Origin of the sequence: Enterococcus sp. S183_ASV_20, assembly GCF_018919685.1 — a bacterium.
Taxonomy (GTDB): Bacteria; Bacillota; Bacilli; order Lactobacillales; family Enterococcaceae; genus Enterococcus; species Enterococcus faecalis.
Genome location: NZ_JAHLRI010000057.1, coordinates 1 through 13,998, shown reverse-complemented (window position 1 = coordinate 13,998; position 13,998 = coordinate 1). Strand labels below are relative to the sequence as shown.

At 32.4% G+C, this 13,998-nt stretch carries 15 protein-coding genes and 1 pseudogene; 15 read left to right on the top strand and 1 reads right to left on the bottom strand.

Features of this window, described 5'->3' with window-relative positions; translation table 11 throughout:
* Positions 1 to 234 precede the first annotated feature (234 nt).
* Positions 235 to 975 (top strand): metal ABC transporter ATP-binding protein, encoded by a 741-nt coding sequence (locus tag KQI94_RS13250; RefSeq protein WP_115357834.1) that lies wholly within the window; start codon positions 235 to 237, stop codon positions 973 to 975.
* Between the two features lie 91 nt (positions 976 to 1,066).
* Here the strand turns inward: KQI94_RS13250 and KQI94_RS13245 are convergent, their stop codons facing one another.
* Positions 1,067 to 2,254, bottom strand: a complete 1,188-nt coding sequence (locus tag KQI94_RS13245) for an IS110 family transposase (protein WP_002297293.1) — start codon at positions 2,252 to 2,254, stop codon at positions 1,067 to 1,069.
* A gap of 321 nt (positions 2,255 to 2,575) precedes the next feature.
* On the opposite strand from KQI94_RS13245, the gene KQI94_RS13240 reads away from it, so the two are divergent.
* The 14 genes and pseudogenes from KQI94_RS13240 to KQI94_RS13175 all read left to right on the top strand — a co-directional run.
* Complete coding sequence (locus tag KQI94_RS13240) at positions 2,576 to 3,418, top strand: metal ABC transporter permease (RefSeq protein WP_002364866.1); 843 nt, start codon at positions 2,576 to 2,578, stop codon at positions 3,416 to 3,418.
* A complete protein-coding gene (locus KQI94_RS13235) occupies positions 3,415 to 4,365 on the top strand; it encodes a metal ABC transporter substrate-binding protein (protein ID WP_002364865.1) in 951 nt (316 codons plus the stop codon). Before KQI94_RS13240 ends, KQI94_RS13235 begins: the two co-directional genes overlap by 4 nt.
* A 14-nt stretch (positions 4,366 to 4,379) precedes the next feature.
* Positions 4,380 to 4,613, top strand: a complete 234-nt coding sequence (locus tag KQI94_RS13230) for an iron-dependent repressor (RefSeq protein WP_002297302.1) — start codon at positions 4,380 to 4,382, stop codon at positions 4,611 to 4,613.
* A 328-nt stretch (positions 4,614 to 4,941) separates the two neighbouring features.
* Entirely contained in the window at positions 4,942 to 5,526 is a 585-nt protein-coding gene (locus KQI94_RS13225; RefSeq protein WP_071623368.1) for a TetR/AcrR family transcriptional regulator, read from the top strand.
* 130 nt (positions 5,527 to 5,656) lie between these two features.
* Positions 5,657 to 6,325, top strand: a complete 669-nt coding sequence (locus KQI94_RS13220; RefSeq protein ID WP_002358579.1) for an energy-coupling factor transporter transmembrane component T — start codon at positions 5,657 to 5,659, stop codon at positions 6,323 to 6,325.
* Positions 6,326 to 6,335: 10 nt separating this feature from the next.
* Positions 6,336 to 7,751, top strand: a complete 1,416-nt coding sequence (locus KQI94_RS13215; protein ID WP_010706716.1) for an energy-coupling factor ABC transporter ATP-binding protein — start codon at positions 6,336 to 6,338, stop codon at positions 7,749 to 7,751.
* A 17-nt stretch (positions 7,752 to 7,768) separates the two neighbouring features.
* Positions 7,769 to 8,338, top strand: coding sequence for an MptD family putative ECF transporter S component (locus KQI94_RS13210; RefSeq protein WP_002363093.1), 570 nt, complete (start codon positions 7,769 to 7,771; stop codon positions 8,336 to 8,338).
* Positions 8,339 to 8,447: 109 nt separating this feature from the next.
* Positions 8,448 to 10,202 carry an ABC transporter ATP-binding protein gene (locus tag KQI94_RS13205; protein WP_115357836.1) on the top strand — a complete coding sequence of 585 codons (1,755 nt, stop codon included), beginning with the start codon at positions 8,448 to 8,450 and terminating at the stop codon, positions 10,200 to 10,202.
* Positions 10,162 to 11,928, top strand: a complete 1,767-nt coding sequence (locus KQI94_RS13200; RefSeq protein ID WP_002392324.1) for an ABC transporter ATP-binding protein — start codon at positions 10,162 to 10,164, stop codon at positions 11,926 to 11,928. Before KQI94_RS13205 ends, KQI94_RS13200 begins: the two co-directional genes overlap by 41 nt.
* Positions 11,929 to 12,450: 522 nt before the next feature.
* The gene (gene rpsN / locus KQI94_RS13195) at positions 12,451 to 12,711 is read left to right on the top strand and encodes a 30S ribosomal protein S14 (RefSeq protein ID WP_002363096.1); all 261 of its coding nucleotides are present in this window, start codon (positions 12,451 to 12,453) and stop codon (positions 12,709 to 12,711) included.
* A 14-nt stretch (positions 12,712 to 12,725) separates the two neighbouring features.
* Positions 12,726 to 12,905 (top strand): 50S ribosomal protein L32, encoded by a 180-nt coding sequence (gene rpmF / locus KQI94_RS13190; RefSeq protein WP_002297318.1) that lies wholly within the window; start codon positions 12,726 to 12,728, stop codon positions 12,903 to 12,905.
* Between the two features lie 30 nt (positions 12,906 to 12,935).
* Positions 12,936 to 13,313, top strand: coding sequence for a hypothetical protein (locus KQI94_RS13185; RefSeq protein ID WP_002363097.1), 378 nt, complete (start codon positions 12,936 to 12,938; stop codon positions 13,311 to 13,313).
* A 20-nt stretch (positions 13,314 to 13,333) separates the two neighbouring features.
* Positions 13,334 to 13,483, top strand: a complete 150-nt coding sequence (gene rpmG / locus KQI94_RS13180) for a 50S ribosomal protein L33 (RefSeq protein ID WP_002363099.1) — start codon at positions 13,334 to 13,336, stop codon at positions 13,481 to 13,483.
* A gap of 23 nt (positions 13,484 to 13,506) precedes the next feature.
* Positions 13,507 to 13,662, top strand: a pseudogene (locus KQI94_RS13175) (GTP-binding protein); the annotation flags it as partial.
* Positions 13,663 to 13,998: the final 336 nt, after the last annotated feature.

Here is a 13,998-nt window from a genome sequence, read left to right as displayed (position 1 = left end):
CTTTCGTCGGAAATACAATTTGAGTGTACCATAAATGCCTTTTTATTTTTCTAACTTAATTTTACAATTCGCGTTTTGAAAACTACTTGCTATACAAGTAGTTTTCAAATAATTTTATCATCCTAATCTTCAACAACAGAAAAAATCCAAATTTTAAAATTTAGGCTTGACTAAAATATTTTTTTTGTATACCATGTAATCATGATAATCATTATCATTTAGAAGGAGAAAGTTATGTTAGAAGTGAAAAAGCTTACTGTTTGTTATAACGATTTTTTAGCATTGAACGAGATTTCTTTAAAAATACAAGAAGGTGCTTTAACAGGTATTATTGGTCCAAATGGTGCTGGAAAATCTACATTGCTTAAAGCAATGTTAAATATTATACCTCATCAGGGAGATGTCTCCATTAATAATGAAGACATCAATAAAAAACTGGTAAAGATTGCATATGTAGAACAAAAAGCTGATATTGATTTTACTTTTCCAATAAAAGTAAAAGAATGTGTATCTATGGGAACATATGCCGGAATGAAAGTTTTTCAAAGAATTAAAAATGCAGAATGGCAAAGAGTTTCAAAGGCTTTGGAAAAGGTCGATATGGGAAAATATTCTAATCATCAAATAGGAGAATTATCTGGAGGACAATTTCAACGTGTACTTTTAGCAAGATGTCTTGCTCAAAATGCAGATTTCATATTTTTAGATGAACCATTTGTAGGGATAGACTTAGTTAGTGAACGAATAATTATGGATACGTTAAAAGAATTGAAACATCAGGGAAAAACAGTGCTAATTGTGCATCATGATTTAAGCAAGGTAAAGAAGTATTTTGATAATATTATTCTTTTGAATCGAAATCTAATTGCTCACGGAAGTGTAGAATCTGTATTTAATGAAGAGAATTTAAAAAAAGCCTATGGAGATACTATATTTATTGGAGAGACTAACTATATAGAGTCAAGTAAAAATTAGCCAAATCAAAAAATATTTTATAACAGATAATTCCGAAAAAAGGGTACAACAAATAAGCTTCTTACCATTAGTTTTTTTGAATGTTCAATAGCTAATCAGAAACAATTATATAAGGCTCGTTTTTAGTCAAAATAGCATGAATCACGTAACAAAGCTTACGAGAAACCGCACCTAAGGCAGTTAGATGATGTTTTCCTTCGGAAACTTTTTTCTGGTAAAACGCACTAAAAACAGGATCACATTGAGAAGCTACTAAAGCCGCCGAAAACAAGGCTTTTCGCAAATATGGAGACCCTCGTTTACTCATAACATTATGCGTTGCCTCATATTGCCCTGATTGTGTCACGGAAGCGTCTATCCCAGCGTAAGCAACGAGTTTTTTCGGGTTAGAAAATTTTTGAATATCTCCGATCTCACCAAGAATAGTCGCACCGTTTATAGGACCAATTCCAGGAATTGTGAGAATAACAGAATTTAAAGTGTCCATTATGTGCTTGATTTCTCTTTCCGTTTCCTTTATTTGGCTTTCAATGAATTTTAATTGTTCAATCATTGAACGTAGTTGGAAGGTGAACGCTTCTTGAGCAAATTTTACTCCAAAGGAGTTAGAAGCTGCTTGCTTCAATTGGTCCGCTTTTTCTGCCTTGATTCGGTTCCTGCTTAACTCAGCTAAGTATTGGGCCAAAGTTTCTGAGGAAATGTTTTCTAAGTCGATCGGGGCACTAAACGCCAGCAATAACTCTTTAGAAGCTTTTCCGAAAACGCCCTGCTTGGTAAAAATCGTCGCGTATTCTGGAAAGACTTGATCCAATACGGCTATAATTTTTCTTTTGAAGTCGCTCGCTGTACCTACTAAATAAGTTCGGTAACGAGAAAGTTGTTTCAAAGAAAAAACATTTTCATCGGATAAGACCGTTTCGACAAATGAGCCATAGCGCATTAAGTCAGCAATCAAAACAGAATCAATAATATCGTTTTTTCGTTTCCGTATTTCTGTACCTTTACGCCATCCGTCTGTTTGAAGGGGATTCACAACGTGAATCAAATAATCTGATTCGTGAAGGTATGAAAAGATGGACAGCCAATAGTGCCCCGTGGCTTCCATCCCTATAACAAAGTCACTGGGTGCTCCGGAATAGTCGACCATTCGCTCAATTAATGACTCTGCTCCTTCAGTGGTGTTAGGAAATGAAAAACCTTTTAGTAATACCTTTCCTTCCTCGTTCATGATAGAAGCAACGTGAGTGCGTTTACCGATATCAATGCCTAAAAAGTACATGTATATCTGACCTTTCAAAAAAAGAATTTTGGATTGAAATCCACTCAACTGAAAAGCGTCACTACCTTGTACGAGATACGGAGTAAAGTAAGGACTTTCAACATCTAACTCATACGCAATCCACTTATCAGAGAGAGGAGCCAGTCTCTCGAGTGCGGGTTCAATGACCCAAGGGGGGAACGGCTTAGCCTCTCAATCCAATAAATATATTATCTCAAAAGAAATGAGTTAATACCAAATTAAAATAACGATGGTTCATAGGGTTATCCAATCAAAACCGGAAGGTTAAAACCCTAACTCTAATATACAAGGGGGAATAATATGCTTCAAAATTTTATTAATGGTCTGTATGACTTTCACTTTTTACAGAATGCTCTAATTACATCTGTAGTTATAGGGATTGTTTCTGGAACAGTAGGTTGTTTTATTATTTTAAGAGGAATGTCTCTTATGGGTGATGCTATTTCTCATGCTGTTTTGCCAGGAGTAGCAATTTCTTATATTTTAGGTATTAATTTTTTTATTGGTGCGATTGTATTTGGTCTATTAGCTTCTATCATTATTACTTTTATAAAAAGCAATAGTGTAATAAAAGGAGATACAGCAATTGGTATTACTTTCAGTTCTTTTTTAGCACTAGGAGTTATCCTTATAGGAGTTGCAAATAGCTCAACGGATTTATTTCATATTTTATTTGGAAATATTTTAGCTGTACAAGATATTGATAAGTGGATTACAATTGGCGTTTCGGTTTTAGTGTTGGTTATAGTAGTTCTATTTTTTAAAGAATTATTAATCACTTCTTTTGATCCATTAATGGCAAAAGCAATAGGGATGAATGTCAGTTTTTATCATTATCTATTGATGGTTCTATTAACTTTAGTAGCAGTAACAGCTATGCAAAGTGTGGGAACTATATTAATTGTTGCAATGTTAATTACACCAGCAGCTACAGCATATTTATATGCAAATAGCTTGAAAACTATGATATTTATTTCTGCAACAGTCGGAGCAAGTTCATCATTGCTTGGATTGTTTATTGGTTATAGTTTTAATATAGCAGCAGGATCAAGTATTGTTTTAACAGCGGCATTCTTATTTGTAATTAGTTTTCTAATCTCACCAAAACAAAAATTTTTAAGAAAGAAGGAGAGAAAGTTATGATGAGAAAATGGGAAGCAGTACTGGGAAGTCTGGGGATTTTGATTGCTCTTTTTATATTCGGGGCATGTTCAATAAATAGTAAAGACAAAGATAAAGTGGCTTCGAACGAAAAATTAAAAGTAGTAGTTACTAATTCGATTTTAGCAGATATTACCGAAAATATAGCAAAAGATAAAATTGATTTACACAGTATCGTACCTATTGGGAAAGATCCCCACGAATATGAACCTTTGCCTGAAGATGTTCAAAAAACTTCAAAAGCAGATTTGATTTTTTATAACGGTGTTAACTTGGAAACTGGAGGAAATGCTTGGTTTACAAAATTAGTTAAAAATGCGAACAAAGAGGAAAACAAAGACTATTTTGCAGCAAGTGATGGCATAGATGTTATTTACTTAGAGGGTCAGAGTGAGAAAGGGAAGGAAGATCCCCATGCTTGGTTAAATTTAGAAAACGGTATTATTTACGCTAAAAATATTGAAAAACAGTTAGCGGAAAAAGATCCTGATAATAAAAAATTCTATAAAGAAAATCTAGATAAGTATATTGAAAAATTGGATTCTCTAGACAAAGAAGCTAAATCTAAATTTGCTTCAATTCCGAATGATAAAAAAATGATTGTTACAAGTGAAGGATGCTTTAAATATTTCTCGAAAGCGTATAATGTGCCTTCTGCTTACATTTGGGAAATCAACACTGAAGAAGAAGGAACACCAGATCAAATAAAACACTTAGTTGAAAAATTACGCACAACAAAAGTTCCCTCCTTATTCGTGGAAAGCAGTGTGGACGATAGACCAATGAAAACAGTATCAAAAGATACCAATATTCCTATCTATTCAACGATTTTTACTGATTCAATTGCAGAAAAAGGACAAGATGGTGATAGTTACTATGCGATGATGAAATGGAACCTGGATAAAATTGCTGAAGGCCTTTCGAAATAATTTGGAGGGTAGGTATGGTACAAATTAAAACAACTACTATACTAATTTATTTACTAGCAATTCAGGAATTATCAAAAAGAAAAAAGAAATTAAAAAATAATGATTTAGCAAAAGTTCTAAGTGTTAGTCCAGCATCTGTAAGTGAGATGCTGGCTAAACTTAGATATGAGGACTATTTAGATATAGGATTTCAATTAACTGATAAAGGGAAAAAATTTATTGACGATTACAAAAAAGGTTTTAAGTAAAAGACTTTATTTTTAGGGAGGATAAGAAAATGGCTATTGGAGTGATTATGATAGGACTTATCCTAATAACTGGATATAATTTTTTTAAATCTTTCTCGGATTATTTTAGAAAAGGTGAATGATTTAGATGAGTCTATTAATTCTTGTAGGATTGCTTTTTGTATCAGTTATTTTGCTCTTTCTCATTAGTTTAGCTCTAAGGAATGAGTTCAGTAATAGACGAACGATTGAAACTTCAAGTCCTGTGTAATATAATATAGTTAATTCATCTTATTAGGAGGAAGTACCCATAGAAACCAGAGATTATATTACAACTCACCAAAAATTAATAGAAAGTGGACTAAGCCATTTTGAAAAAGAAGGATTTCAGCAAACTAAGATAAGGCAACTGTGCTTGACCGCAGGCGTAACTACGGGTGCTTTTTATAAACATTTTACTTCTAAGGAAGCGTTATTTGAAGAAATTATTCAGCCGCATATTAATGCGCTTATTAACATGTATAATGAAGAGTTTACCAAATACCTCTTAAACTTAGAAAATATAGATATAGAGAAAAGTTGGAGAGAGAACTTCAATGAATTAGATCCATTTATTAATTATATTTTTGAGAATAAACGTATATTCGATTTGGTTTTATTCCAATCAGCTGGAACCAAATATCAAGATATTGTTGAAAAAATTACATCATTTGTGACAAAAAAGACAGTCTGTTGTCTAGATAAGTTAAAGACTATCGGAATGATCAATCAAAATTTAGTCTTTAATGAAGAAGAAATCCACTTCTACATTTACTCATTCTACGCTACATTCTATGATATATTGAAGCATAGCTATTCAAAAGAAAAGACTATGCTATTAACCAGAAGATTGTATCGATTTTCTGTTCCTGGGTGGATTGAATTACTGAGTTAATTAAAAAAAAGCTTGCATTGAGAATTGTTCTCAGTTATGCTTTTTGATAAGATCGCACTGTTATCTGAATAACGGTACATTTTTATCAGCTTAAGATAACAGTGCGATCTTATTTTTTGGAGGTGAAAGAGTGTCAAAAATCAATCCGTTAACCTTAATTACTTTAAATATTTTTTTCCCGGTCATTATTTTTTTAGGAAAGGGAAATATATTTCAAGTGGGGTGTTTCATTATTGCTACAGTTTTAGTATTGATGTTTCGTAAAATAAAGACATGTATTTATTTCATCTTGATTTATTCAGTTCTGTTTTTAGCAATGAAAATTATTGATGCTATCAAGATAGAGTTTTTTACTATTTTTTTTGGGACATCCTTATATATTGTATTTCGAATGTTGCCGGTCGTAATGATTTCATGGTTGTTGGTTAGTGTCTATACTAGCAATGAATTATTATCCTCTTTAGAAAAAATACATTTACCGAAAAAAATAATGTTAAGTATTACAGTAGTGATCAGATTCTTTCCGACTTATCGTTCTGAAATAAGAATGATTAAAGAATCTTTAAAAATGAGAAACATTCGCTTGTCTTTTTTTCAGCCTCTGCAATATTTGGAATTTCTGTTAGTTCCCGTTCTTATACGTGCAACTATGATTGCTGAAGAAATGACCGCTAATGCAATAACAAAGGGGATAGAATCTCCTGTGAAAAGAAGTTCTTACTATAAAACAAACATGAGCTTATTAGACTATATCATCCTGTTTTCCGTTACTATTTTTTTCTTAAGTATTTTGATTTGAGGTGAAAGAATTGTTTGAATTTAACAATGTTTCTTTTTCATATAAGGATGTTAAGGAACAAGCGCTTGTTGACCTTAATTTTTCAATAAAAAAAGGCAGTCTTACATTGATTACTGGTTCTTCTGGGAGTGGGAAATCCACACTATTAAAGTTAATGAATGGACTTATTCCAAGACTTTATGACGGAAAATTGGTTGGGGAAATTTTGTTTGAAAATAACTCGCTAAAATCCTTAACACAAGAAAGTATATCAAAAAATATTGGCTACGTAAGTCAAGATCCTAGAGGACAATTCTTTACAACAAATACAACGAGTGAGTTAGTATTTTCGATGGAAAACTTTGGATTTACAAAAGAGCATATGGATAAAAGAATCAATGAATTAGCTGAATTATTAGATCTTTCAAATATATTAGATAAAAACATTTTTTCGCTATCAAGTGGTGAACGGCAGAAAATTTCTATTGGATGTAGTTTATCGCTAAACTCTAAATTAATTATATTGGATGAACCGTCTTCAAATTTGGACTTCAAAGCGACTAAGAAACTTGCTGACTTACTTTGTGATTTAAAAAATAAAGGATTTACTATTGTTATAGCTGAACATCGTTTTTACTATTTGAAAGAATTAATTGATCAAGTTCTATTTGTTAAAAATAGAACTGTAAAAACTACAACTATTCAGTTGTTAAAAACTGAAAACAATAACGCATTAAGGAAATTTGACATTTTTAATAGTTCGATTGAAGTTCCCTATATCGAAAAGGCAAGTGCAGATGTATTAAAAGTTGAAGAAATTACTTATGAAAATATTCTAAAAGACATAAATTTTGATGTCAAAGTTGGAGATGTTATTGGTTTGGTAGGGAAAAACGGTGTGGGGAAAACAACCTTACTAAGAATACTCATGAAGATTATTCGCCCTACCAAAGGAAAGATAATCGAAAATAAAAAAAATTTGTCATCGCCGTTTTTAGTAATGCAAGAAATGGATTACCAATTTTTCACAGAATCAGTGAGGAGCGAGTTAGCCCTTGGGAATGAAATAGTTAGTAAAGATCAGCAAGAAAAAATTTTAAAAAAAATGGAACTTTATAAAATGAAAGATCAATTACCGTTTGATTTATCCGGTGGAGAAAAACAAAGATTATTGGTTTCTATAGCTTCATTGTCAAAAACTAATTTATTTCTATTTGATGAACCTACAAGTGGGTTGGATTATATCAATATGGAAAGGATTGCTGACCTTATTAAAGACTTAAAAGAAAGGGGTGCAGTAGTTATAGCCACTCATGATCCGGAATTTCTTTATAAAACATGCAATAGAATTATTTATTTAAAAAATGGTGGAATAAAAAAAGATATAAAACTTAGAGTAGAAGATTCAACTTTGATAGAACAGATTTTTAATGACATAACGAAATAGAATTGAGGAGAATATATATGAAAACAAAAGATTATATTTTTATTGGTTTAGCTACAGTTATTTCCCTAGTAATTTACTTTTTTTCAATAATGATTAGTAGTATTGGTGGGGCGTTTGGTCACAGCATATCCCCAGGGATTTTTGGATTATTATCTGGAATCATATTTGTTTATATTAGTTATAACTACTCTAGAAAAGGAATTTTTACTATTTACACAATAGTTTTGTTATTATTTTTTACGTTAATGGGTGGGGCGTACTTACCTTGGTTTATCAGTTCGATTAGTACGGCGATCTTAGCTGATATTATTCTATCCGTATTTGGATATGATCGAGCAATTCCTCAAGTTGTGTCTTGGGCTCTAATGCAATTAGGCAGTGCTGCCGGACAGTGGATTCCCATATGGTTCTTTACAGATCGTTTTCGTCAAGACTGGATAGATAGAGGACAATCTGCTGCAACAATGGATGCAATGATCCACTACGCGGTGGGTATATGGGGAATCATTTCAGTGTTAGTTGTAGCAAGTTTATCTATGATTGGTGTATTGATTGGAAGAAAAGTCTTAAAAAAATACAAAAAATAGAACGTAGTTTACCTTCTATCTGTTTATACATCTCTAATTTACGCTATTACGGAAAGCATTAACAGTCGTAAACGAATAAGAGAAGAAATTGATTGCGGGGGAGAAAAAAATGAAAGTATACAAAAAATTATTTAGTTATGTCCCTAAAAAGAAATGCTACGGATGGTTAGCCACTTTATTTTCTGGTTTTTCTGTCGTATTAACAGTCTATGGATATTACAGTATTTACAAATTTCTTCAGTCTCTAATTATTGTAGGAGATGAATATTTAGCTAAGAGTTATGCGGTTCAAACTGTTGCTTGGTTAACTTTAGGAGCTTTATTCTATATTTTTTCTGGCTTATTTTCTCATATCCTTGGGTTTCGCTTAGAGACTAATTTGAGAAAAAAGGGAATTAGCGGTTTAACAGGAGCAAGTTTTCGTTTTTTTGATTTAAATTCTTCGGGATATATTCGAAAGACAATTGATGACAACGCGGCTAAAACACATATGGCAATTGCTCACTTGATTCCAGATAGTGCTCAAGCCATAGTAACACCTGTTTTATCAGTTGCCTTAGGCTTTTTCATTAACTTTAAAATTGGATTGGTTCTAATCGCCATGTTAGTAATTGGTGTATTCTTGTTAAAGAAAATGACAGGGAATACAAATTTTATTCAAAAATATCAAGATTCGTTAGATGTGTTAAGCTCTGAAACGGTAGAATATATCCGCGGAATTCAAGTTATAAAGATATTTGGTGCTAAAGTAACATCATTTAAAGCCTTGAATAAAGCAATTAACGATTATGCTAAGTTTGCATATAAGTATTCTTTGAGTGGGAAAACACCTTTTATTCTTTTTCAATGGCTATTTTTTGGTATAGTTTGCATTTTGATAGTTCCTATAACCTTTTTTATAACTTCTCTTACCACTCCCAAGATATTAGCTGTTGACTTGTTGATGTTGTTTTTTTTAAGTGGAATTATTTTTGTTTCTTTCATGAGAATAATGTATGTAAGCATGCACTTGTTTGAAGCAAGATATGCAGTCGAAACACTAGACTCCCTTTATTTAGAAATGAAGCAAGACCAACTAAAATATGGGAACGAGACACAGATTAAAAATTGTGACATTGCATTTGAAAATGTCAGCTTTTCATACAAAGAAGAGTGTGTTTTAGAAAATTTCAACTTAGTTTTAGAACAAAAAAGAATTTATGCATTAGTAGGAAAATCAGGAAGCGGAAAAAGTACGATAGCTAAACTAATGTCAGGTTTCTACAATGTGGATAAGGGACAGATTAAAATTGGTGGTAAGCCTTTAAATCACTATTCAAAAGACACGATTATTAACACAATTGCTTTTGTCTTTCAAGATACGAAACTATTCAATCAGAGTATTTACGATAACGTTTCTATAGCAAATCCTCAAGCGCCAGCAAGTAAAGTATTTGACGCGCTAAGATTAGCCGGTTGCGAATCGATTTTAGAAAAATTTCCCGAAAGAGAGCATACCTTAATTGGTAGTAAAGGAGTTTATCTGTCAGGAGGAGAAAAACAACGTATAGCTATTGCCAGAGCAATTTTAAAAGATGCAAAGATTGTTATTATGGATGAAGCCAGTGCATCTATTGATCCAGATAATGAGTATGAACTACAAAAGGCTTTTCAATATTTGATGAAAGAAAAAACAGTTATTATGATAGCTCATCGATTATCCAGCATTAAATCTGTAGATGAAATTCTTGTCTTGTCAGAAGGGAAAATAGTAGAACGTGGAAATCATAATGAATTAATGGCTAAACATCGAGTGTATAAACAATTGGTCACTAATTATGAGAATGCAAATGATTGGAGGCTTGACAATGAAAAGTTTTTATAAAAAAAAATTTGCTTTAACTGATCAGGGCGCAGAAGCTTTAACTAAAGCTTCTATTTCTAGTTTTTTTGTATACTGCATTAATATGGTACCAGCATTCATTTTAATGATGCTGATAGACGAATTAGTTTTAGAAAATGCAAAGCCCCATTGGCTTTATTTTGCCGTATCGTTTGTTACTTTGCTTTTCATGTATTGGTTGTTAGATAGGGAGTATGAAAACTTATATAATAGTACTTATAAAGAAAGTGCGCATTTAAGAGTGCAAATTGCAGACGATTTGTCAAATTTACCATTATCCTATTTTTCAAAACATAATTTATCAGATTTATCTCAAACTATCATGTCTGACGTTGAAGGTATTGAGCATGCGATGAGTCATGCAATACCTAAATCCGGTGGTATGGCTCTGTTTTTCCCTTTTATTTCAGTGATGCTTTTGGTTGGTAATGTCAAAATGGGATTAGCTGTTATTTTGCCAACGTTATTTAGTTTTGTCTTAATCTTGTTATCAAAGAAATCCCAAACGAAAGCCAATACTAAATATTACGATACTTTGAGAGAAAACTCGGAAGAATTTCAAGAAACTATTGAATTGCAGCAAGAGATTAATAGCTTTAATCTATCTAAAAAAGTTCAAGACAGACTTTTCAAAAAAATGGAAGAGAGTGAAAGGATTCATTTAAAGGTAGAATTAAGTACTTTTTCAGTCATGGCCTTATCCTCTATTTTCTCATATGTTAGTTTAGCAGTAGTCATTCTAGTAGGCGTTCACTTACTGTTAACGGGTGAAGTGACTATACTCTACGTCGTTGGTTACTTACTAGCCGCAATAAAAATAAAGGATTCCTTCGATTCTATGAAAGAAGGAGTGCTTGAAATATTTTATTTAGCTCCTAAAATACAGCGAATTAGAGCTATGAAGGAAACTAGTATCCAAGAGGGATCAGATAGTTCTCTGAAATCTTTTGACATTGAGTTGCGAGATGTCTCTTTCTCATATGATAACAATACCCCAATTTTAGATCATATCTCGTTTACGGCTAAACAAGGAGAAGTGACTACGTTAGTAGGTGCTAGTGGTTCCGGGAAAACTAGTATCTTGAAATTAGTGTCTAGACTGTATGATTATGATGAAGGCTGTATTTTAATTGATGGGTATGATATTAAACGTGTATCTCCAGCTTCTTTGTTTAGCAAAATCGCTATTGTTTTTCAAGAGGTAACTTTGTTTAATACAAGTATTTTGGAAAATATACGTATTGGAAATAGTCAAGCGTCAGATGAGGAAGTGAAAAAAGCAGCTCGTTTAGCTAACTGCGAAGACTTTATTGAAAAACTACCTGACGGTTATCATACATTGGTCGGAGAAAACGGAAGTTCGCTTTCTGGAGGAGAGCGACAACGCCTATCCATAGCACGGGCTTTTTTGAAAAATGCGCCAATTTTAATTTTAGATGAAATTACTGCCAGTTTAGATGTGGAAAATGAAAAACGTATTCAGGAAAGTTTAAATCGTTTAATACAAGATAAGACAGTACTAATTATATCGCACCGCTTGAAGTCTATTGAAAAGGTAAATAAAATTGTAGTGATGGATCAAGGAAAAGTAGTTGATCAAGGTACTCATAGTGAGTTGTATCGAAGATCAGAAATATACAAAAATCTCATAAAGAAAACTAAACTATCTGAGAAATTCGTCTATGAAAAAGAAGCTCAATCACGATGATGAAATAGGCTTTAAATTAACCTACAAGTTTTGGGATATAGTTATAATTCTTTTTCAAAAAGAATAATTTTATTAAACAGCATCTAATTTTGAATACACGAAAGAATCAGTATGGGTGAATTAGTTCACTTAATGTCTATTCTTATAATATAAGGAATAATCAAAGTTTTAAAAAATTGGCGATAAACCAGTTAAGCATAAAAGATTGAATAAAAAGTTATAGTTTCTTTCATATTGCCGCTTTAAGTAGAGGAAAAGCTACTTAAAACGGTATTTATGTTTGACTTGACTAATAAAAGTGAATTCTTATTTTTCAGAGCTTAAACTACATGTTTTTTTTAATAATCTGATTATCTCTATGCACCGATAAATTCGTTTTCAAATAGTTATCTATTCATATGAGTTTTATTTCATGTTATTTATTGTTGACAAGAGCAACTCTTGTTGGTAAAGTATCAGCGTCAAAACGTAACGTTTACGATTTGAGGTGTCTAAATCAAAATAAAAGGAGTATAAAGGTATATGGCAAAAAAGTCGAAAATTGCTAAAGCAAAGAAACAAATGGCGATGATTGAAAAGTATGCAGATAAACGTCAGGAATTAAAAGCCGCAGGAGATCGCACCGCTCTCGCTAAATTGCCAAGAGATTCAAATCCAAATCGTCTGAGGCTTCGTGATCAGACGGATGGTCGTCCAAGAGGGTATATGCGAAAGTCCCGTATTAAGTTTAGAGAACTTGCCCATCAAGGGTTGATTCCTGGAGTAAAAAAAGCAAGTTGGTAAGAGGAGGAAATATCATGGCAGTACCAGCAAGAAAAACATCTAAGGCGAAGAAACGGTTAAGAAGAACTCATCAAACTGTAGTAAAACCAGAAATTTCATTTGACGAGGCGAATGGTGATTATAGACGTAGCCATCATGTATCTTTAAAAGGGTACTATAATGGAAAGAAAGTAATTAAAGGAGCTTCAAAATAGTTTATATATAACTTTTAGGAGGGAACCAAAATGGAAATTATTTACCCACCTTTAGTTGAAGAAGGATTAAAGTATTATCTTGAAACGACCCAACAATCGCTAGATAAAAGTACTTTTTATCGTTCAATGGTAGAGAGAGGAATTATTACTGAAACGGGTTTGCCGACCCAACAGGCAATTGAAAATGGATTAGTCAAGGATTACTACGAGGATCAAGGGTTATCATTTGATGAGTTTTTAAGAATCTATCCAATTTTTGAAGAGTATGACAAGGAGTTATTTCAATGTATCGATGGTTATTGGGAGATACCTGTTGATATGAAAGAAAATTTAGTTTCACAATTGGAATCTGGCGAGTTAAATTTTGAAGATGCACAACAAATTCAAGCGTATCTTGAAGATCGATAAGTATTGAAGGAGGAAGATTTATGCGTCAAAATATTATTTTGGAATGTGTCGAAACTGGAGAACGTCTGTATCTCACCAGCAAAAATAAACGGAATAACTCTGAACGGCTAGAATTAAAAAAGTATTCTCCAAAATTGCGCAGGCGGGCAATTTTCAAAGAAGTGAAATAGGTAAGTGGTAAAAAGGTGACAAAATGAGCATACCAGTTACAATCGTTTCTGGGTTTTTAGGTGCTGGAAAAACAACGCTAATCAATCAAGCCTTGCAATTCTCACCCTATCCCAGGGAAGAAATTATTATAATTGAAAATGAGTTTGGTGAAGTTGGAATTGATCACAAATTAAAGGTATTAAAGTAGTATGTTTAATCAAATAGAACAAGATTGGATAATAGTTTATATTTTTAATCCTAGACCATTATTGGTGATTCAAAGACTGCAACCACACTGATTAACCTATCGAAGGGTACAATTCCAAAAACTAAAATCAAAACTAGTAATTCTAATGATATCAAAACTGAGTTGAACATTAAGTAGCCACAGTATCTAAAATGGTGAGGAATTAGCAATAATTACTACGCCGAAAGAAAAAGAATAATAGAGAAAACTTGATAAAGTCCGTATAATTGTGTAAAAGTAAAAAGGCCATATAACAGTCCTTTTACGGTACAATGTTTTTAACGACAA

What these genes read in the sequence shown, in the direction of transcription:
- rpmF (WP_002297318.1), top strand. Translation starts at nt 12,726, where the DNA reads ATGGCAGTACCAGCAAGAAAAACATCTAAGGCGAAGAAACGGTTAAGA.
- rpmG (WP_002363099.1), top strand. Translation starts at nt 13,334, where the DNA reads ATGCGTCAAAATATTATTTTGGAATGTGTCGAAACTGGAGAACGTCTG.
- KQI94_RS13235 (WP_002364865.1), top strand. Translation starts at nt 3,415, where the DNA reads ATGATGAGAAAATGGGAAGCAGTACTGGGAAGTCTGGGGATTTTGATT.
- KQI94_RS13250 (WP_115357834.1), top strand. Translation starts at nt 235, where the DNA reads ATGTTAGAAGTGAAAAAGCTTACTGTTTGTTATAACGATTTTTTAGCA.
- KQI94_RS13240 (WP_002364866.1), top strand. Translation starts at nt 2,576, where the DNA reads ATGCTTCAAAATTTTATTAATGGTCTGTATGACTTTCACTTTTTACAG.
- KQI94_RS13185 (WP_002363097.1), top strand. Translation starts at nt 12,936, where the DNA reads ATGGAAATTATTTACCCACCTTTAGTTGAAGAAGGATTAAAGTATTAT.
- KQI94_RS13245 (WP_002297293.1), bottom strand. Translation starts at nt 2,254, where the DNA reads ATGTACTTTTTAGGCATTGATATCGGTAAACGCACTCACGTTGCTTCT.
- KQI94_RS13205 (WP_115357836.1), top strand. Translation starts at nt 8,448, where the DNA reads ATGAAAGTATACAAAAAATTATTTAGTTATGTCCCTAAAAAGAAATGC.
- rpsN (WP_002363096.1), top strand. Translation starts at nt 12,451, where the DNA reads ATGGCAAAAAAGTCGAAAATTGCTAAAGCAAAGAAACAAATGGCGATG.
- KQI94_RS13200 (WP_002392324.1), top strand. Translation starts at nt 10,162, where the DNA reads ATGCAAATGATTGGAGGCTTGACAATGAAAAGTTTTTATAAAAAAAAA.
- KQI94_RS13210 (WP_002363093.1), top strand. Translation starts at nt 7,769, where the DNA reads ATGAAAACAAAAGATTATATTTTTATTGGTTTAGCTACAGTTATTTCC.
- KQI94_RS13230 (WP_002297302.1), top strand. Translation starts at nt 4,380, where the DNA reads ATGGTACAAATTAAAACAACTACTATACTAATTTATTTACTAGCAATT.